The 16,636-nt window shown below is 69.9% G+C and carries 18 protein-coding genes and 1 pseudogene; 10 read left to right on the top strand and 9 right to left on the bottom strand.

What is annotated here, in order from left to right:
* Nucleotides 1-126 precede the first annotated feature (126 nt).
* From SACAZDRAFT_RS02810 to SACAZDRAFT_RS02795, 4 genes are all read left to right on the top strand, one after another.
* Complete coding sequence (locus SACAZDRAFT_RS02810; RefSeq protein WP_005438474.1) at nucleotides 127-1,347, top strand: sensor histidine kinase; 1,221 nt, start codon at nucleotides 127-129, stop codon at nucleotides 1,345-1,347.
* Nucleotides 1,344-1,979, top strand: a complete 636-nt coding sequence (locus SACAZDRAFT_RS02805; protein ID WP_005438472.1) for a response regulator — start codon at nucleotides 1,344-1,346, stop codon at nucleotides 1,977-1,979. Before SACAZDRAFT_RS02810 ends, SACAZDRAFT_RS02805 begins: the two co-directional genes overlap by 4 nt.
* Before the next feature lie 89 nt (nucleotides 1,980-2,068).
* Nucleotides 2,069-2,650, top strand: a complete 582-nt coding sequence (locus SACAZDRAFT_RS02800; RefSeq protein ID WP_005438471.1) for a 2'-5' RNA ligase family protein — start codon at nucleotides 2,069-2,071, stop codon at nucleotides 2,648-2,650.
* A gap of 432 nt (nucleotides 2,651-3,082) precedes the next feature.
* On the top strand, nucleotides 3,083-3,829 hold the full coding sequence (locus SACAZDRAFT_RS02795) for an SDR family oxidoreductase (protein ID WP_005438470.1): 747 nt from the start codon (nucleotides 3,083-3,085) through the stop codon (nucleotides 3,827-3,829).
* Here SACAZDRAFT_RS02795 and SACAZDRAFT_RS02790 read toward each other — a convergent pair.
* Nucleotides 3,778-4,734: a LysR family transcriptional regulator gene (locus SACAZDRAFT_RS02790; RefSeq protein WP_005438467.1), complete on the bottom strand. Its 957-nt coding sequence runs from the start codon at nucleotides 4,732-4,734 to the stop codon at nucleotides 3,778-3,780. The two genes, SACAZDRAFT_RS02795 and SACAZDRAFT_RS02790, sit on opposite strands and share 52 nt — an antisense overlap.
* A gap of 325 nt (nucleotides 4,735-5,059) precedes the next feature.
* Nucleotides 5,060-5,713, bottom strand: coding sequence for an HD domain-containing protein (locus SACAZDRAFT_RS02785; RefSeq protein WP_005438460.1), 654 nt, complete (start codon nucleotides 5,711-5,713; stop codon nucleotides 5,060-5,062).
* Nucleotides 5,714-5,851: 138 nt separating this feature from the next.
* Here SACAZDRAFT_RS02785 and SACAZDRAFT_RS02780 point away from each other — a divergent pair, with 138 nt between their 5' ends.
* Entirely contained in the window at nucleotides 5,852-6,328 is a 477-nt protein-coding gene (locus tag SACAZDRAFT_RS02780; RefSeq protein ID WP_005438454.1) for a general stress protein, read from the top strand.
* Between the two features lie 768 nt (nucleotides 6,329-7,096).
* Here SACAZDRAFT_RS02780 and SACAZDRAFT_RS02775 read toward each other — a convergent pair.
* Both SACAZDRAFT_RS02775 and SACAZDRAFT_RS02770 read right to left on the bottom strand, forming a co-directional pair.
* The gene (locus SACAZDRAFT_RS02775; RefSeq protein WP_005438453.1) at nucleotides 7,097-7,969 is read right to left on the bottom strand and encodes an SDR family NAD(P)-dependent oxidoreductase; all 873 of its coding nucleotides are present in this window, start codon (nucleotides 7,967-7,969) and stop codon (nucleotides 7,097-7,099) included.
* On the bottom strand, nucleotides 7,966-8,439 hold the full coding sequence (locus SACAZDRAFT_RS02770; protein ID WP_232286349.1) for a MarR family winged helix-turn-helix transcriptional regulator: 474 nt from the start codon (nucleotides 8,437-8,439) through the stop codon (nucleotides 7,966-7,968). Before SACAZDRAFT_RS02770 ends, SACAZDRAFT_RS02775 begins: the two co-directional genes overlap by 4 nt.
* Nucleotides 8,440-8,549: 110 nt before the next feature.
* Between SACAZDRAFT_RS02770 and SACAZDRAFT_RS02765 the strand changes: the two genes are divergently transcribed.
* A complete protein-coding gene (locus tag SACAZDRAFT_RS02765; RefSeq protein WP_005438448.1) occupies nucleotides 8,550-9,122 on the top strand; it encodes a class I SAM-dependent methyltransferase in 573 nt (190 codons plus the stop codon).
* A 7-nt stretch (nucleotides 9,123-9,129) separates the two neighbouring features.
* On the opposite strand, the gene SACAZDRAFT_RS02760 is transcribed toward SACAZDRAFT_RS02765, so the two are convergent.
* The 4 genes from SACAZDRAFT_RS02760 to SACAZDRAFT_RS23620 form a co-directional block, all read right to left on the bottom strand.
* Nucleotides 9,130-10,053 carry an alpha/beta hydrolase gene (locus SACAZDRAFT_RS02760; protein ID WP_005438447.1) on the bottom strand — a complete coding sequence of 308 codons (924 nt, stop codon included), beginning with the start codon at nucleotides 10,051-10,053 and terminating at the stop codon, nucleotides 9,130-9,132.
* Between the two features lie 222 nt (nucleotides 10,054-10,275).
* Nucleotides 10,276-11,637, bottom strand: a complete 1,362-nt coding sequence (locus tag SACAZDRAFT_RS02755) for an amidohydrolase family protein (protein WP_005438445.1) — start codon at nucleotides 11,635-11,637, stop codon at nucleotides 10,276-10,278.
* A gap of 95 nt (nucleotides 11,638-11,732) precedes the next feature.
* A complete protein-coding gene (locus SACAZDRAFT_RS02750) occupies nucleotides 11,733-12,773 on the bottom strand; it encodes a DMT family transporter (RefSeq protein WP_198283895.1) in 1,041 nt (346 codons plus the stop codon).
* Between the two features lie 389 nt (nucleotides 12,774-13,162).
* Nucleotides 13,163-13,321 (bottom strand): NAD(P)H-binding protein, encoded by a 159-nt coding sequence (locus SACAZDRAFT_RS23620; RefSeq protein WP_005438441.1) that lies wholly within the window; start codon nucleotides 13,319-13,321, stop codon nucleotides 13,163-13,165.
* Nucleotides 13,322-13,451: 130 nt separating this feature from the next.
* On the opposite strand from SACAZDRAFT_RS23620, the gene SACAZDRAFT_RS02740 reads away from it, so the two are divergent.
* Entirely contained in the window at nucleotides 13,452-14,351 is a 900-nt protein-coding gene (locus SACAZDRAFT_RS02740) for a LysR family transcriptional regulator (RefSeq protein WP_040927640.1), read from the top strand.
* Nucleotides 14,352-14,411: 60 nt separating this feature from the next.
* Here SACAZDRAFT_RS02740 and SACAZDRAFT_RS02735 read toward each other — a convergent pair whose 3' ends face one another.
* A complete protein-coding gene (locus SACAZDRAFT_RS02735; RefSeq protein ID WP_005438438.1) occupies nucleotides 14,412-14,720 on the bottom strand; it encodes a YciI family protein in 309 nt (102 codons plus the stop codon).
* A gap of 112 nt (nucleotides 14,721-14,832) precedes the next feature.
* Between SACAZDRAFT_RS02735 and SACAZDRAFT_RS02730 the strand changes: the two genes are divergently transcribed.
* The 3 genes and pseudogenes from SACAZDRAFT_RS02730 to SACAZDRAFT_RS23615 all read left to right on the top strand — a co-directional run.
* On the top strand, nucleotides 14,833-15,363 hold the full coding sequence (locus tag SACAZDRAFT_RS02730) for a hypothetical protein (RefSeq protein WP_232286348.1): 531 nt from the start codon (nucleotides 14,833-14,835) through the stop codon (nucleotides 15,361-15,363).
* Between the two features lie 15 nt (nucleotides 15,364-15,378).
* Nucleotides 15,379-15,873 (top strand): DUF421 domain-containing protein, encoded by a 495-nt coding sequence (locus SACAZDRAFT_RS02725; protein ID WP_005438435.1) that lies wholly within the window; start codon nucleotides 15,379-15,381, stop codon nucleotides 15,871-15,873.
* Nucleotides 15,874-16,117: 244 nt separating this feature from the next.
* Nucleotides 16,118-16,636 (top strand): annotated as a pseudogene (locus SACAZDRAFT_RS23615) (hypothetical protein); the annotation flags it as partial.

Raw genomic sequence — 16,636 nt, 5'->3', positions numbered from 1 at the left:
GTCGCGGCCGCCCCTCCCTGTGGCATCTGGCGCAGGACGGCACTTCACGAGCCGAAAAGTGGTACACGTGTTCTCACTTTCGATAGAGGTCCTCCGGGCGCTGACCTCCGTAACCTGGGACGCACTGTGAACACCGCTGCCCCCGCCTTGACCCCGGCCACCCGCGCCCTGGCCTGGTGCCTGCACCTGCTGGTCATCGGCCTGCTCGTCCTGGCCGCTGGCCGGGCCGTGGCCGATGACCAGCCCGATGCCGAATTGGTCGTCGTTGCGGCGGCGGTGTGCGGCCTGATGTCCGCCGTGGGACCGCTCCTGCCCCGCATTCGTCTCTCGCGGCGGGCCGCCGCCTGGTGGCTGGCCGCCGTGGGCGCCGTGTGGTTGGTGCTGTTGGCCCTGTCGCCCGACGCCGTATGGGTCGCTTTCCCGCTGTACTTCCTCCAGCTCCACCTGCTGCCGCGCCGCGCGGGCCTGGGGGCCGTGGCTGCCACAGCCGTGGCGGCCATCACCGGGTTCGCCGCCCATACCGGCTCCTTCAGCCTCGCCATGGTGATCGGTCCCGCGCTTGGCGCCGCCGTGGCCGTCGCGGTGGTGTGGGGATATCAGGCCCTGTACAGGGAGAGCGAACAGCGCAGGCGGCTGATCGAGGAGCTCACCGCCACCCGGGCCGACCTGGCCGCCGCCCAGCACACCGCCGGTGTACTCGCCGAACGCGAGCGTCTGGCCCGCGAGATCCACGACACCATCGCCCAGGGCCTGTCCAGCATCCAGCTGCTGCTGCGCGCCGCCGAACGCGCCCTGCCCGGCCGGCCCGACGACGCCGCCCGCCACGTCGACGCGGCCAGGCAGGCCGCCGTGGACAACATCGCCGAGGCCCGCCGCTTCGTCGCTGCCCTCACCCCGCCCACGTTGGAAGGTGCCACCCTGGCCGGCGCCTTGGAACGTCTGTGCACCACCACCAGCACCCGCCACCGCCTCACCGCGCACTTCCACCTCACCGGCGACCCCACCCCGCTTGCGACCGCACACGAGGTCGCTCTGCTGCGCATCGCCCAATCCGCCCTTGCCAACACCGTCCGCCACGCCGAGGCCACGAGCGCCGAAGTCACGCTCAGCTACCTCGGTGACCACGTCGCCCTCGACGTCGTCGACGACGGACGCGGCTTCGACCCCGCCCGCCTGCCCGCCCCCGACCCCGAGTCCGGCGGGTTCGGGCTGGCCGCGATGCGCGCCCGGGCCCAAGCTCTAGGAGGCACCCTCACCGTCGAATCCGCGCCCGGCCACGGCACCACCCTGGCCGCCCAGCTGCCCCTCACCCCGTCAGCCGAGACCGAGCCCGAGGCCCGCCAGTGACCGACACCCCCATCCGACTCCTCCTTGCCGACGACCACCCCGTCGTCCGCGCCGGGCTGCGCGCCGTGCTGCAAACCGAACCGGGCATCGTCGTCGTGGCCGAAGCCGCCACTGCCGAGGACGCCGTCACCCGCGCCGCCGACGGTGACATCGACGTCGTGCTGATGGATCTACAGTTCGGGCCGGGCATGGGCGGCGCCGAAGCCACCGCCCAGATCACCGCCCAACCGGGAGCCCCCCGAGTACTGATCGTCACCACCTACGACTCCGACGCCGACACCCTGCCCGCCATCGAGGCCGGCGCCACCGGCTACCTCCTCAAGGATGCCCCGCCCGAGGACCTGGCCGCCGCCGTACGCACCGCCGCCGCCGGACGCACCACACTCGCCCCCACGGTCGCCGACAGACTGATGAAACGGCTGCGCGCCCCCGGCACCGCCCTGACCCGGCGCGAGACCGAAGTCCTCGCCCTGGTTGCCGACGGCCTGTCCAACCAGGCCATCGGCAACCGCCTCCACCTCACCGAAGGCACCGTCAAGTCCCATCTCGCACGCATCTACACCAAGCTCGGCGTCGACTCCCGCACCGCCGCCGTCGCCACCGCCACCGATCTCGGCCTCATCCGCCGCTGACCCAAGGCCGTGCGGGCGGCCGACGCGGCGAGGCGGATGCTACGTTCGCCGCTCCGACTCGGTTGTTCCCGTCGAAGGAGTCGCCTCCGATGTCCCAAGGACACTCGGTCCTCGTCGTTCCGGTGCCCGAACTCGACGAGTACATCCGAGACCGGACCGCCCACTACGACGCCTCGTTCCTCTCCTCCGATCCCGCGTTCGTGCACGCACACATCACCGTGCTCGGCCCGTGGCTGCCGGAGCCGTCGCACGCCGATCTCGACACCGTGGGGTCGATCATGGCGTCGTCGAATCCCTTCGACACCACCCTCGCAACGGTCGACACCTTCCCCGACGGTCTGATCCACCTCCGCGCCGATCCGGACGGGCCGTTGCGCGCGCTGACGGCTGCTCTGGTGGAGGCGTTCCCGCAGTGCCCGCCCTACGAGGGGCGATTCCCGGACCCGGTGCCGCATCTGACGTTGGACCGGTGCACCGACGGCATCACACGCGAGAGCGTCGAAGCCGACCTGCGCCACCGGCTGCCCGTCCACCTTCACGTGGACCGCGTCGATCTCCAGTGGTGGGCCAACCACGACTGCCACGTCCGGGGCTCCTGGCACCTCGGTAGCCCTGAGAGTGAACCGGGCGCTCCGGGGCCGGCGGTCACGCCCCGCTCGCCGGTGCCCTGACCGCCAAGACACCACCTCACCCGACACAGACGGCCGAGTGCGCCTGGACACCGGGCGGAATCGACCGGGCTCACCTATAGGAAAACCCTATGGCGTCCGCTCGGTTTTCGTCTTTGCCTTTCATCCCCTTTCGCGCTTAGCTTGAAATAGATCAACGAGGGGCAGCGGAATGGTCACGGACATGGATGAGTCCGGAGCGCGAGAATTCACGGGCAAACAGCTTCTGGTCACCGGCGGTTCTCGCGGAATCGGCGCGGCAATCGTGCGCGGGGCTTCTTGGCGTCGGACAACGCCGTGGGAGCGCGGCCCCTCCGACGCGTCTTGACCATCCCCGACGAGGAGCGGCAGGACCGTCACCTCCAGCGGAGCGGAAACGCGGAAACAGTGGACCACACTCACCGGGAATCTGTCGAACAGAAACGAGTAGAGGAAATGAACGACAACTACCGAGGCAAGAACGTCGTGATCACGGGCGGCAGCAGTGGAATCGGTTTTGCGGCGGCCGAGTTGCTGGTGAACGCCGGAGCACGCGTGGTGATCACCGGCCGTTCTCGGGAAACACTCGACGCCGCCACCGAGCGGCTCGGCGACAACGCGTTCGCCGTCCGGGGCGATGTGGCGTCGCTGATCGACCTGGACAGCCTGGCCGCCTCCGTACGCGACCACCTCGGCACGGTGGACGCGCTGTTCGTCAACGCGGGGATCGCCAGCGCCACACCTCTGGAGTCGGTGACCGAGAAGGAGTACGACGAATCATTCGCGGTCAACGTCAAGGGCGCCTTCTTCACCGTGCAGAAGATCGCGCCACTGCTGAGCCCGGGCGCCGGCGTCGTCCTCACGACGTCGGCCGTGAATGTCGTCGGTATGGCGGAGACCAGCGTCTACGCGGCCGGGAAGGCTGCACTGCGCTCGCTCGCCCGCAGCCTCTCCCGCGAGCTCCTGCCCCGCGGGATCCGGGTCAACGCGGTCAGTCCCGGTCCGATCGACACGGGAATCCTGGGCAACACGATGTCCGAGGAAGAGGTGGAGCAGTTCATGGCCGAACGGGTCGCGGAGAACCCGATGCAGCGCTTCGGGAATCCGGACGAAGTCGCCAAGGCGATGGTGTTCCTGGCCTTCGACGCCACTTACACCGCTGGGGCCGAGTTCGTCGTGGACGGCGGCATGACCCAGTTGTGACCAGGCCCCGAGCTGCCGTTCGAGCAGCCTGTGTAGTGCCAGGCCTCCTCACGCAGGAACCCGAGCAAGGCCATCTCCGCAGGCCCCGCCCCGGGCCGGACCGCGGCGACGATCGGGAGTGAAACGGCGGGCGACAGCGGACGGGTGAGGTGTTCGAACCCGCACGGCACGGCGGAGGTCGGAACGACCGTCACTCCCAGCCCGTGGGCGGCCCAGCGCACCGCCGTCGACGTCTGGGACACGCGGGCGACGGTGGTGGGCACCAGCGCGTGGTCCCACAGCACCTTCTGCAGCACACCGTCGAGCGTGCTGTCGTGGTCGAACCTGATCCACGGCTCCCGCTCCAGCGCGCGCAGCTCGACCCGGTCGTCGGCGAGCTGCGCGCGCTCGGGACTCAGCACCACGACGAACTCCTCGTCGCCCAGGTGGTGCCCCTCGTACGGGCCGTCCTCGCACGGCCCGGCCATCAGCCCCAGGTCCACCACGCCCCGACGCGCCAGCCGCTCCAATTCGGCGAAGCTCGCCTCTTCGAACGCGGTGATCTCCAGTCGCGGGAAGCGGCGGCGCAACGCGCGCAGCGCGCCCGGGAGCTGCCGCGTTCCCAACCCCATCTGCGCCGCGACGACCAGCTCGCCCTCCAGCTCGTCGGCGCCTGCCTGGGCCGTCGCCTTCGCCCGCCGCGCCGCTCGCACCGCGACCTCCGCGTCCCGCAGGAAAGCGCGACCCACCGCGGTGGGCACCAGCCCGGCCGGCGTGCGGGCGAACAACGTCACACCGAGTTCCCGCTCCAGGCCACGAATCTGCTGCGACACCGACGGCTGGGCGACCCGCAGCGACTCCGCCGCTGCCGTCACCGAACCCGCGTCGGCCACAGCCAGGGCATACTCGAACCGACGAAGCGTCATCGCCTTCCGTCCCCCTCACGCCGGACACCCGCACGACGTCCGACGAGCGGCCGGACCTGCGCCACGACATCTGCGACGACGGACGCCGACGACAGCCCGTCGCGCAAGCAGCAACGCGACCGCGACCCGACCGTATTCCCGTGGTCACGCCTCGGCCCCGCGCCGAGAGTCCTCGGCGTGCGGGGCCGAAGCGGCGCCACCCGGTCACGCCTGACGTCAGGGGCCGGCAACCTCCCGCCCACACGGTTCGATCACCGGCGACCGTCGTTCATCGACGAGCCGCGTCACCAGCGCGCCGGGACAGCGTGTCCGGCCGGTGCAGCGCTCAACGCGACTCCCCTGCTGGCCGCGCCCAGCCGCGCGCCTCGCCTTCGTCAATCAGCTGTCGTCCGGCTTCCCACAACTGTGTGGAGGCATCCCCGATCACGGCCTTGCGTTGGCGCACGTCGTCAGCGGTGACACCGGGAGTTCGCCAGGTGCCACCGCGGGCCATCCAGTTGAGCAGCAGCGGTTGGAGGCGGTCCATCGCCTTGGCGAAACGCGCCTCCGGGGTCGTGCGTTCCTCGAACTCGTCCCACAACGCCCACAGCCGCACTGCCTGATCGTCGGGAAGGAGGCTGAAGAGTTCGTCGGCGGCGAGTCGTTCCCGTTCGAGTTGATCCTGCCCGCCCGCGACGTCGTATAGCGGGGTGTCGCCCGCGTAGACCTCGACCAGGTCGTGCACCAGCACCAGTTGAACGGTGTGGCCGACGTCGATCGGCTCGTCGGCGTACTCGGCCAGCAGCACCACCATCATCGCCAGATGCCACGAGTGTTCGGCGTCGTTCTCCCGACGTTCCGCGGACACGAGCGGCGACTGACGCAGCACCGTCTTCAACCGGTCGATCTCGATCACGAACGTGAGCTGTCGGCGCAGTCGGGGGTCCAGGTCCTCGGGCAGCGGGGTGGCGTCCACCAGCAACTCGCGTCGATCAGCCATGGCCCGATGGTCGCACTCGACGTGGCAGGCGACGCCGCCGGAGCACGAGCGCGGCCTCACGGCCATAACGCGGTGGCTGGTTGCCGGTCCGGTCGGGCGGGTATGTCGCTGACGGTGAAGGCGACAGGAGGACGGAACGTGAGCGACAACCCGCCGATCAGCGACCCGGAGGTTCGTCCGGGAGAGCAGGTGCTGGCCACCTACGAGCGCTACACCGAAGCTCAACGCGCGGTCGACTACCTCTCCGACAACCAGTTTCCGGTCGAGGACCTGCGCATCGTCGGCAGTGATCTGCACCTGGTCGAAGACATCACCGGGCGTGTCACCAAGGGGCGTGCCGCGGCAGCCGGTGCGGCCGGCGGTGCCCTGTTCGGGTTGCTGCTGGGCCTGCTCGTCGGGTTGTTCACCTTCGGGCCGGTGTGGCTCGGTCTCCTGCTGGGTGGCTTGATCATCGGCGCGATCGCCGGCGCGGTCTCCGGGTTCCTCGGGCACTGGGCGACGGGTGGGCAGCGAGACTTCGCCTCGGTCACCGGCGTGACGGCCCGCCGGTTCGACCTGCTGTCCGCCGATCGAAGCGCACCACAGGCGCGAAGGCTGCTGGCGGAACTGCGCTGACGGAGTGCGGCTTCGGGAGGGTTCTCGAGGCCGACGCCGTTGCGGTGCGCTTCGACCACGCCGGCCTCGATCAGAAGGCCCTTTGGTCGGCCGGACTACGGCTTCGAGTCCCCGCCGTGGCGGTCGTCGCCAGCGGGCGGCGACAAACCCCGTATGCCCTCCGTCATCTGACGATCCAGCATCGCCGTGCCACATAACCTCCATTGTGTGGCACATAGGTTCTTCGTTTCGCGTCACGCTTATACGTTTTTCGTATCGCGTTCGCTTAACTCAAGTCGGGTGTGACCTCGGGAGCCGCGCGAGAATGCCCGCTGGAACCTCACGAACGCCCGGGAACGCCCGGCCTGGCGAGCTCGCCAACGCGGCGTGGGCGGCGCACGAGAACGAATCGGTGTGGGATGGGGTTGAGCTCAGGCACCGTCAGAGCCGCATTCACCGGTTCGGTGACGGCTTTCAGTCCGAGACCACGGACGAGAAAGCTGTGGAGTGTCGGTGTTCGGTGGCGCACGAGCGAAGGCCGCGCGGCTCGGCCCGGGAGTGGGTGGTCGACCGAGCCGCCTACGGCACCGAGTTCGTCGACTCCGCCTCGCCGAGGGCGCTGCCCGTCGACTGTCGGCTCAGCACCCGTGTGGAACGTCATGCCGGGACAGAGAACGAGCGGACTGTTCGGGCGGAGGTCGGCGACCCGCCCGGCCATCCAGCTCGGCGGAAAACCGAGGCCGACCAGGTAACCGCAGTGGTGTCGGGTGTCGGGCGTCGGTGTGCAGGTCAGAGTGGCGGGATCCCGAGGAAGGCGGTGGTGCGCTGGTAGACCTCGCGTGCCAGCGCGGGGTCGAGTGCTCGGGCAGAGGGAGCAGCCGGGTGCGAGCGGGCGAAGAACCCACCATTGGGCCCAGGAGGTTCGTCGGCCGTCGCAAGCCACAGCGGAGTCTGGATCCCCTGCTCGATGCTGATCGACCACAGCCGGAACAGCGGAGCCGTCAGCCGCATCGGACCACCGGCATTGCTGGTGAATCCGGTGCGCACCATGCCGGGATCGGCGTTGTAGACCTTGATCGCGCCGGGTGCCCGTCGTGCCGTCTCGGCCGCGGCCACCAAGGCGAGCAGCTTGCTCGTCGCGTAGACCTGAGTCTGCGAGTACCGCCGGTCGCCCCACGAGGTGCCGACGACGTCGGGATCGGCGACAACGAGACGCGCGCGCTTCTCCAGGAAACTGGACATGTTCACGATCCGTGCGTCACCGGACAGCGATCCATTCGCCAGCAGTTCGTGGGTCAGCAGCAGCGGCGCGTGGTGGTTGAGCGCATAGGTCCGCTCCGCGCCGTCCGGGGTGGTGGCGAAACTGTCGAACGCAGCGCCCGCGTTGTTGATCAGCACGTCGATACCGACACCGGCGTCGGCCAGCACGTCGGCAAGTGCTCGGACCTCCTCCTGGCGGACGAGGTCGGCGAGGTGCCGGCTGATCTGCACACCGTCCTGGTCACCCCTGGCACTGCGGGCCAGCTCGTCGGCGACCTGTGCGGTGCGCCGTTCGTCCCGTCCGACGATCGTGACGTTGTAGCCGTGCTCGACGAGTCGCCGCGCGAGCGCACGCCCCAGTCCTGCAGTCGCTCCGGTGACCACGGCGGTCTTTCGGTTCATCCCTGCCCCCCGCTCTGCTGCTCGTGCGATGTCACGACCGGCTGCGCACGCGTGCCGAGCGCGCGTGAGAGCAACTCGTGCAGCTGCTGCTGCTCGGCCGGAGTCAGGGCGGCGAACGGTGATCCGTGTCGGCGGTAGTCCCCGATGCGGTCGTGCAGCTCGCAACCCAGCGGGGTGAGCTGCAGGATCTTTGCGCGACGGTCGGAGGGATGAGTCACCCGCCTGATCACGTCGTGTCGCTCCAGCCGATCGACCAGCGACGTCACAGTGGACGCATCGACCCCCAGACGGTCCGCCAGCTGACCGGCCGTCACGTCGCGCCCCTGTTCGGCGGCCATCCGCCACAGCACTCCGATCTGAGCATCAGTCAGGCCGATCTCCCCGCACAGTGCCCTCAGCTCGCTGCGCACTCGATCGTGCAGCGCGAACATCTGGTCGACCAGTGAACCGAAGACCTCGTCCGTACTCACCTGACCAAGATACATGGAACGCCCAACTTTCGGCCATTCCATGTATCGGGCCGTAGACCGCGACGAAGCTCGCCTGCCAGACTCGGATCGGCGGCGGGAGGGGGACGCACGTGGAGACGTGGTTCGGATGGACGCATCACCGAGGACGCGGGCCGGACGAGTCACTGCTCGGTGAGCACCCTGAGGGAGCCAGAGTCGTCGATCTCGGTTGTGGCCGCGGACTGCAGGCGGCACACCTCGCCGCCGCCCACCGGTGGCGGGTGACCGGAGTGGACGAGTCGACGGCGGCGGTCACGCAGGCCCGCACGCGCTGGCACCGGATCCCGGGGCTGGAGTTCGTGCAGGCGGAGGTCGTCGACTACCTCACCGGAGACGGCCCGCCGGTCGACGCGGTGTACTCGCGGTTCGGAGCGGCGTGGTTCGTCGATCCGCAGACGCTGTTGCCCGCTGTGGCGGCCAGGCTCCGACCCGGAGGGCGACTCGTGATCTCGCATGTGGCGCCGGGCTTCCGCGAGTTCGAGATCCCCCGGTGGGATCTGCCGCCGGACGCATGGCGGGAACTGCTGGAGGGCACGGGGTTCGGTGGCGTGTCCACGGAGTCGGTGCCCTGCCCGAGCGACTGTCACTATGCGCCGTGCCCGGGCATCCTGATCGTCTGCGCGCAGCGGTCGTCTCCGTCGTGAGCCCGCGTCAGCCCGGCGCTGCGGCGATCCGGCCCGCAAGCCAACGCCGGATGTCGTGCCGCGCGGCCGAGGCCATGCCCGTCGGACGTGTCGTGAAGCCGTGCGGCGCTTCCGGATAGATCCGCAGGTCGACGTCGCCTCCGGCCGCGGCGATCCGGCCCGCCATGGCCAGGTTGTCCTCCAGCAAGATGTCGGCGGTGCCGACGACCATCAGGACCGGTGGCAGTCCGCGCAGGTCACCGTAGATCGGGGAGATGTCGGACGCCGTGCGGTCGGGTGCCCGACCGGCGTAGGCCTCGATGAAGTACTCGTCGGCGATCAGCCGGCCCGCGGGGGTGAGACCGCTGAGGTCGTAGGTGCCGAACTGCAGCGCGGCGCCGACGACCGGGTCGACGAGTCCGCGGTCCCGCAGGCGCAGCAGTGTCGTCATGGCCAACGTCGCTCCCGCCGAGAAGCCGCCGAGGGCCAGTCGGCTCGTACCGAAGCGGGACTCGGCCTGGTCGAGCAACCACAGTGCCGCCGTTTCGCAGTCGTCGGGTGCGGCCGGCCACGGATGTTCCGGCGCGAGGCGGTAGTCGACGCTTACGACGACGATGCCGAGCGCGTCCGCCAGCTGTTGATTGCGCGCGTCCGCCTGTGCCGCCGACCCCAGATAGAAGCCACCGCCGTGGATGTCCAGCAGGACGCCGCGCGGCGTGGTGTCGGGAGTCAGAATCCTGACGGGCACTCGCCGTCCGGCGACGTCGACGGTCTGCTCGACCGCGGACGTCTCGGAGCACGCTGCGGCGGCGGCCTGCTTGGCTCGGAACGCCTGGAGCTCCTCCGGACCGCTCGGGCCGCGGACGCCGCCGGACGTGGCTCTCTCACGCCGGCACTCCTCGACGTGCGCGTCGAGTCCCGGGTCGATCAGGGCGTTCAGGCCCACTCGCACAATTCCCCCATGGTGCTGACGTGTCCCGGCGTGCGATGTCGGTGGCCGGCAGCTGCCAACGTTACGTCGTCGGCCTGTCTCCGCTGACAGGATTCCCGGAAAGCGAACACGCTGGGGCGATCCGCGAGAGGTGGTGGCGACGATGGGTAGGCGCAAGCCGAGGCGGCGTACTCGGCCGACCGCACGACGCGAGTCGTCCGGGCGGTGGGCCTCCGACCCCGGCTACAGCATGCCCGCGGCGCGGAAGAGCCGGTCACGGGAGGCCGCGGCCTCGCCGAAGACGGCGTCGCCTCCCTTCAGGACACCGTTCTCCTTGAGGACGGCACCGGCCACCACGACCAGGTCGACATTGCCGGCGTGGCCGCCCGCGACGATCGTGGCCGCGACGTCCGTGGCGGGCAACATGTTGGCGTGATCGAGGCGGATCATGATCAGGTCTGCCTCCTTGCCCGGGGTCAGGCTGCCGGTGCGGTCGTCGATCCCCGCGGCCCGTGCGCCCTCGATGGTCGCGAAGGACAGCAGGTCGGCGGCGTCGAACGTGGGCAGGCCGGGAACACGGTCCATGGGCCCGGCCGCACCGGCGAGGATCAGCTGCTGGTAGGCGAGGGTCGCCCGCATGACGCCGAACATGTCACCGCTGACGATCGTCTCGGTGTCGACGCTGAGGCTCGGGCGGACACCGGCGGCCAGCAGCCGGTTGGTGGCCGGCTGACCCAGGCCCGGCATGAAGACCTCGAGGGCGCCGGCCACGGACGCGGTGGCGCCGCGTGCGGCCAGCATCCTCAGCTCCTCGTCGGTCGACGTGCACAGGTGAATGAACGTCATGTCGGAGGCGAGCAGCCCGGCTTCCTCCAGTTGCCGTACGGCCTGCTGCTCCGCCCCCCACTCCCCGAGGCCCACGTGCATGCTGATGCGCAGGCCCAGTTCACGGGCGAGCCGGATGTCACGCTCGGACACATCGGGGGTGGACAGCTCCGGTCCGCGGAGCATCGCGTTGAGGGTCACCCGCGCCGAGTCGTCGGCGAGCACCTCGTTGCGGATGCGCCGGATGTCGTCGGGGTGGGTGCGGTCGCTGCCGAACTGCCACTGTTCGGCCTCCGTGGACGGCCAGCCGTGGTCGAAGACGGCACGGATGCCCGACTCCCAGTGCGCGGCGATCGCCGCGTCCGAGTGCTCGGGGCTGTTGCTGATGTGCGATTCGTCCCGAACGGTCGTCACCCCGGAGTCGAGGGACATCAGATCCGCCGCCAGGTTGCCGATGTGGACGTCCCGGGGGGCGAAGTACTGTCCGAGGCCGATTTGCACCTGGCTGCGGTACTCCTGGTAGGTCCAGGCGGGACCGAGATTGCGCAGCGCTCCCTGCCAGTTGTGGCGGTGGGTATCAATGAAACCGGGCAGCACGGCGTTCCCTGTGCCGTCGATGACCCTGGCCCGGTCGTCGGACAGGTCCCGGCCGACCTTGAGGATCCTGCCGTGGGCGATGAGGATGTCGCCCACGAAGTGGCCGAGCTTGTCGTCCTGCGTCATCAGGTATGCGCCCTTGATCAGGATGCGTTCGTTGTTCTGCTGCTGGTTCTGGGACACCTGTGGTTCCTTTCCTGCCGTGGGCGGCACTGTGTTGCTTCTCCATCGAGAGAGGGGTGGGGCGGGTCCGCGTCCGGTCCGGGCGCGAACGTGGATCACTTCGCGGTGGTGTCACGAAGGCGTCGGGAGGCGATCCAGACGGCGCCAAACGTGAGCAACGCACCGAGGACGGTGAGGACGGAGGGGGACCGACCGCCCGACGGGACCAGGAAGTCCAGGGCGATCGAACTGGCGAGCTGCCCCGCGATAGAGGCCATGCTCAGCAGCAGGACCCCGATCCGGCGCACCAGGAACGCCGAGGCGCCGATGAACACCACGCCGCACAGACCACCGAGGTAGACCCACAAGCTGGTGGGCAGCGGGTCCCCCACGGTCCCCTGCACGAGTGTTTTCACCCCCCAGGCCGCGGCGAGGAACACCGCACCGACAAGGAAGTTGAGCCAGGTCGCTGCGATCGGCGAGCCCGACGCGGCCGTCGTCGCTCCGTTGAGTGCCTGCTGCACGCCGAGGAGGAAGCCGGCGGCGAGGGCGGCGAGGGCCGGCAGGATGATCGTGGCCGGCGCGAGGGTGTCGGCGAAACGGGGCAGAGCGGACACGACTGCGGCCACCAGGATGACGGCCGCTCCCGTGAGCCGGGCAGCGCCCGGGCGCTGCCGCAGGCCGCCGCCGATACCCCGGCTGTCCACGATCAGACCGCCGAAGGTCTGACCGGCGATGGCCGACACGGTGAACACGGCGACTCCAGTGACCAGCGCGGCGGTGGACTGGGCCAGGGCGAACGTGCCGCCGAGCACACCGGCCAGCAGGTACCGGCGGGGGAGTCGGCCATCCCGTGCAGCGCCGACCAGGCGGCGCAGCGCGCCGCGCAGCCCGGGGGAGAAGAGCGCGAGGAGGGACAACAGGACGAGTCCGCCCGAGAAACTGATCGCCGCCGCGGCGATGCCGTCGTCGAGGCGCTGACTCAGCTCGCCGTTCAGACGTGCCTGTACCGGCACCACCATGCCGGCTGCGATGGCTGCCGCGACGGCCAGCGGGCCGCCGCGAGGCACGGATGGGCGGGACTGTTCCGCCGACTGGGGACCGGGCCCGGCAGGACGGCGATGACCTGCCCCGGTCGGAGCGGTGGGAGTGCTCATGTCGAAGTTCCTCAAGAAGGGTTGCGGCCGGGCAGGGCCCGGGGCGCGGGCCTTTCTCAGAAGTCAGTACGCGCGATGTCGTCGAGGACCGACGGTCCCGTGGGGGTCCGACCCAGGACACGCCGGGCCGTGCCGCCCGAAGCCTGCTGGTCGAGAAGAAGGGCCTCGCCGAGCAGGCCGGGCCGGGCCGGTCGAGCGTCTGCACGACGGGTTCGGGCTCGACGCGTCCGGCCAGGCCGACGGAGCGGCTCACCGCTTCGTACGGTCGGGTTCGTACCGCTGGCGCCGAGGAAGTACGAACCGGCCGGGGCCTTCTCCAGCGCGAGCACGTAAAGCTCGGCCAGGTCGTCCACCGTGCACGGTGCTCCAGTGCTGGTCACCGGAACCGATCATGGTGTGCGCCGGGGTGGTTCGGCGCCCTTGGCCCGCACCAGCTCGGCTTTCTCGGCTGAGCGGACCAGGGCAGTGACCTGGTGGCCGCCGGAGACGAGCCGATCGAGCACCGCGGCTCCGAGGTAGCCGGTGCCGCCGGTGAGCAGTACGCGCATGGGCATTCTCTTTCGCTGACGTTTCCTGGGCCGGGCGTTGGCCCGCACGACAACAGTGCCCCCGCCCGGCTATCGTGTCCAACGAATGTTTTCGAACATTCGATCGGACATGCCGATAAATGAGGTGAGTGTGGACCAGAAGCGGCTGGAGTACTTCATCACCGTCGCCGAGGAGCTGAACTTCACGAGGGCCGCCCAGCGGCTGCACATCACTCAGTCCACGCTCTCGGCCGGTATCAAGGCCCTGGAGCACGAACTCCGGATCGAACTGCTCCTCCGCTCCACGCGGTCGGTCAGACTGACGGAGGCCGGCTCGGCGTTCCTCCCCGAGGCGCGGACCGCGATCGAGGCACTCGACCGGGCCCGGGCGGCAGTGGAGCCGCTCTCCACGGGGCTGCGCGGCAGCCTCACCGTCGGCGTCCTCAGCGGGCTGACGGTGATCGACGTACCCGCGCTGGCCGGTGAATTCCACCGCCGTCATCCCGAGGTCCGGTTGCGTACCGAGACCTCCCAGCGGGGAACCTCCGGGCTGATCGAGCGGATCAAGGAGAGCCACGTCGACGTGGCCTTCGTAGGAGCCGACATCAAGGATGAACACCTCAGATCGAGGGCCATCAAGAGGTACGAGGTCCAGCTGCTGGTCCCCGCCGATCACCCACTGGCCCGCCGGAAGCGGGTGCGGCTCAGAGACATCGCCGGGGAATCCTTCGTCGACATGCCCGCCGGTTTCGGGCAACGCCAGGTCGCGGACGACGCGTTTACGAAGGAAGGGCTGTCCCGGCGGGTCCTCATCGAGGTCTCGGACATCACCACGATCGCGGACTACGTGGCGCACGGCCTGGGCGTGGCGCTGTTGCCCCCGGACTTCGCCGCGACGGCCGGGGACACCGTTCGTACCGTCCCCCTCGCGGACGCCCGACTGGCCTGGACGCTCAGCGTGGTCGCCTCCGCGACGCGTCCGCCGACGCGGGCGCTGCATGCCTTCCTCGACCTGATCCCCCACCACATCCGGCGCGACCGCGTGTTCTGAACGGGCATCCCCGGCCGTGTCCGCATCACTTCCCGGAATACATCGGGCTCGCAAGCCGAGTCAGCCGAGCAGTCCGGCGAGCGCGGGGTGGACCCGGCCCGCGGTGACGGTGGTGATCGAGTACCTTGCCACGCCCGCGACCACGAACGGATCCTGCGCGCTGAGGGCCTCGACGGCGTCGCGGTCCACACCGTGGGCCACGATCACTCCGCCGTCCGACGTCGGCAGCGTCTGGCCCGACACCAGGAACGTTCCGTCGGCGTGATACCGCCGCAGGTACTCGACGTGGGCGGTGACGAACGGGGCGGCGTCCTCCTCCGAGTCGGTGTAGTGAAGTCGGAGCAGGTGCAGCACGGATTCGGCGGCCATGGTCGCGCAGGGTATCGGCGCGGTCCGACAGTCCGGTGTGCTCGATCGGGTGGAAACCGCGCCGACACGGTGGTTTCGAGATCGATCGCGGAGGGAAGGATCGTCACGTCCCGTGCGCGAGGAGGCGAGGACCGTGGGCGAGGCGAGCGACGTCGCCGACGTGATCGACGAACGCCCGGCGTTCCAGCGTCGCGAGTGGCGAGTCAACCGCGTCGCGTGGGTGGTGCTCGTCCTGATCCTCCTGGCGGGGCTGGCGGGACTGTGGGGTGGTGGCGCGCTCGGTCAGGCTCGGGTCACCGGCGCCGACGGGCGACTGCAGGTGGACTACGACCGGTTCGTGCGCAACCTCGGCGAGTCCACTCTGCAGGTGCGGTTCCCGCCGGGCAGCGCGCACGAGGGGTCGATCCGTCTGTCGCTTTCGCAGGACTACCTGGCGGACAACGAGGTCATGGCCACGACCCCGGATCCGATGTCGGTCACCGCCGAGGGTGATCGCCTCGTCTACGAGTTCGGCGTGCGTGGGGACGGTCCATTGACGGTGACGTTCGATCTGCGCCCGAACTCCGGGCTCGGCGTGCTCGAGACCACCGTCGGGGGGACGTCGGCCAAGCCGGTGCGCATCCGGCAGCTCGTGTATCCGTGACCGAAGGGATGCGGCGTGGACATCGTGGTGCGAGCCCTGGTGATCTACCTGGTCATCGTGGTGCTGTTCCGAATCACGGGCAAGCGCACCATGGCGCAGGTGACGACGGTCGACCTCGTGCTGTTGCTGATCATCAGCGAGGCCACGCAACAGGCGTTGCTCGGTGACGACTATTCGATCACCACGGCGGTGTTGGCGATCATCACGCTCGTGGTCCTCGACCGCGCCGCGGACCTGGTGAAGTTCAGGTCCAAGAGGTTCAGTCGACTGGTGGAGGGCGCCCCTGTGGTGCTCGTCGAGCGCGGCAGACCGCTGGAGCACCGCCTGCGCAAGGAGCACATCAGTGTGGAGGACGTGCTCGCCGTGGCCCGTAGCCGACAGGGACTGCTGCGCCTCGACCAGATCGACTACGCGATCCTGGAGAGCTCGGGCGGCATCAGCATCATCCCGGCCGCGAACCCGACGCAGGGCGACAGCGCCGGGGACAGCGCGGCCCCGCCCGGGGCCTGAGCTCAGCTGCTGTCGAGGTCATCGCCGCAGCTGCGGCGGTGGCGAGCATGCGTTTCATCGTTGCCCCTCGTTGGATTCCGTGGCGTCGGACGAGGTCCGCCAGGTGGGCCGCGCCGAGCCGGATCAGACGCTAGGAGCTGCCCTGGATCCACTTTGCGCCAAGCGGGAACAGATCACCCGAGCATCGCAATCCGGACCACGCACCGACTGCCGACCGCCGTGGACGGTGGGCGACACTGGTGCGGTGGCTGACGAGCTGGTGAGCGCCGAGCCGGTGCCTGAGGAGAACTCGCAGGGTGTGTGCGCGTTGGAGGGCTGCGACAATCCGTTGCCTCCACCCGCCGTCGACGAGAACGGTCGACGCAAGGGAGGCCGGCCGTCGTCCTACTGCTGCAAGTCCCACGCCGATGCGGCGTCGCGGCAGCGACGGGCCGCGCGCACGGCCGCCGTGGTCGAGCCGCTCGTGGAGTTGCGCCGGGCGGCCGAGGCCTTCGACACCGCCACCGCTCCCCTGCTGTCGGCGCTGAACGACATGGGGCAGCGCCTGACCAGCGCGGAGGAACAGGCGCTGGCGCAGGTGCGGCAGGCGGAGGAGCAGGCGTTGGCGGCCCGTTCGGAAGCCGAGGACGCCACGCAACGGGCGGAGGCCGCCGAACGTGCCCGCGACCGGGCGCTCGCGCAGGCCCGTGACGATCGGGCGGCGCGTGAGCAGGCCGAGCTCGCGGCCCAGCACGCGAAGACCGAAGCGGAGTCGGTCAAGACG

This window comes from Saccharomonospora azurea NA-128, assembly GCF_000231055.2.
Taxonomy (GTDB): domain Bacteria; phylum Actinomycetota; class Actinomycetes; order Mycobacteriales; family Pseudonocardiaceae; genus Saccharomonospora; species Saccharomonospora azurea.
This window is presented reverse-complemented; position numbering and strand designations above follow the sequence as displayed.

Bases quoted from the DNA above. Each gene is read 5' to 3' on its own strand.
- SACAZDRAFT_RS02800 (WP_005438471.1), top strand. From the start codon at position 2,069: ATGTCCCAAGGACACTCGGTCCTCGTCGTTCCGGTGCCCGAACTCGAC.
- SACAZDRAFT_RS02795 (WP_005438470.1), top strand. From the start codon at position 3,083: ATGAACGACAACTACCGAGGCAAGAACGTCGTGATCACGGGCGGCAGC.
- SACAZDRAFT_RS02790 (WP_005438467.1), bottom strand. From the start codon at position 4,734: ATGACGCTTCGTCGGTTCGAGTATGCCCTGGCTGTGGCCGACGCGGGT.
- SACAZDRAFT_RS02785 (WP_005438460.1), bottom strand. From the start codon at position 5,713: ATGGCTGATCGACGCGAGTTGCTGGTGGACGCCACCCCGCTGCCCGAG.
- SACAZDRAFT_RS02775 (WP_005438453.1), bottom strand. From the start codon at position 7,969: ATGAACCGAAAGACCGCCGTGGTCACCGGAGCGACTGCAGGACTGGGG.
- SACAZDRAFT_RS02750 (WP_198283895.1), bottom strand. From the start codon at position 12,773: ATGAGCACTCCCACCGCTCCGACCGGGGCAGGTCATCGCCGTCCTGCC.
- SACAZDRAFT_RS23620 (WP_005438441.1), bottom strand. From the start codon at position 13,321: ATGCGCGTACTGCTCACCGGCGGCACCGGCTACCTCGGAGCCGCGGTG.
- SACAZDRAFT_RS02735 (WP_005438438.1), bottom strand. From the start codon at position 14,720: ATGGCCGCCGAATCCGTGCTGCACCTGCTCCGACTTCACTACACCGAC.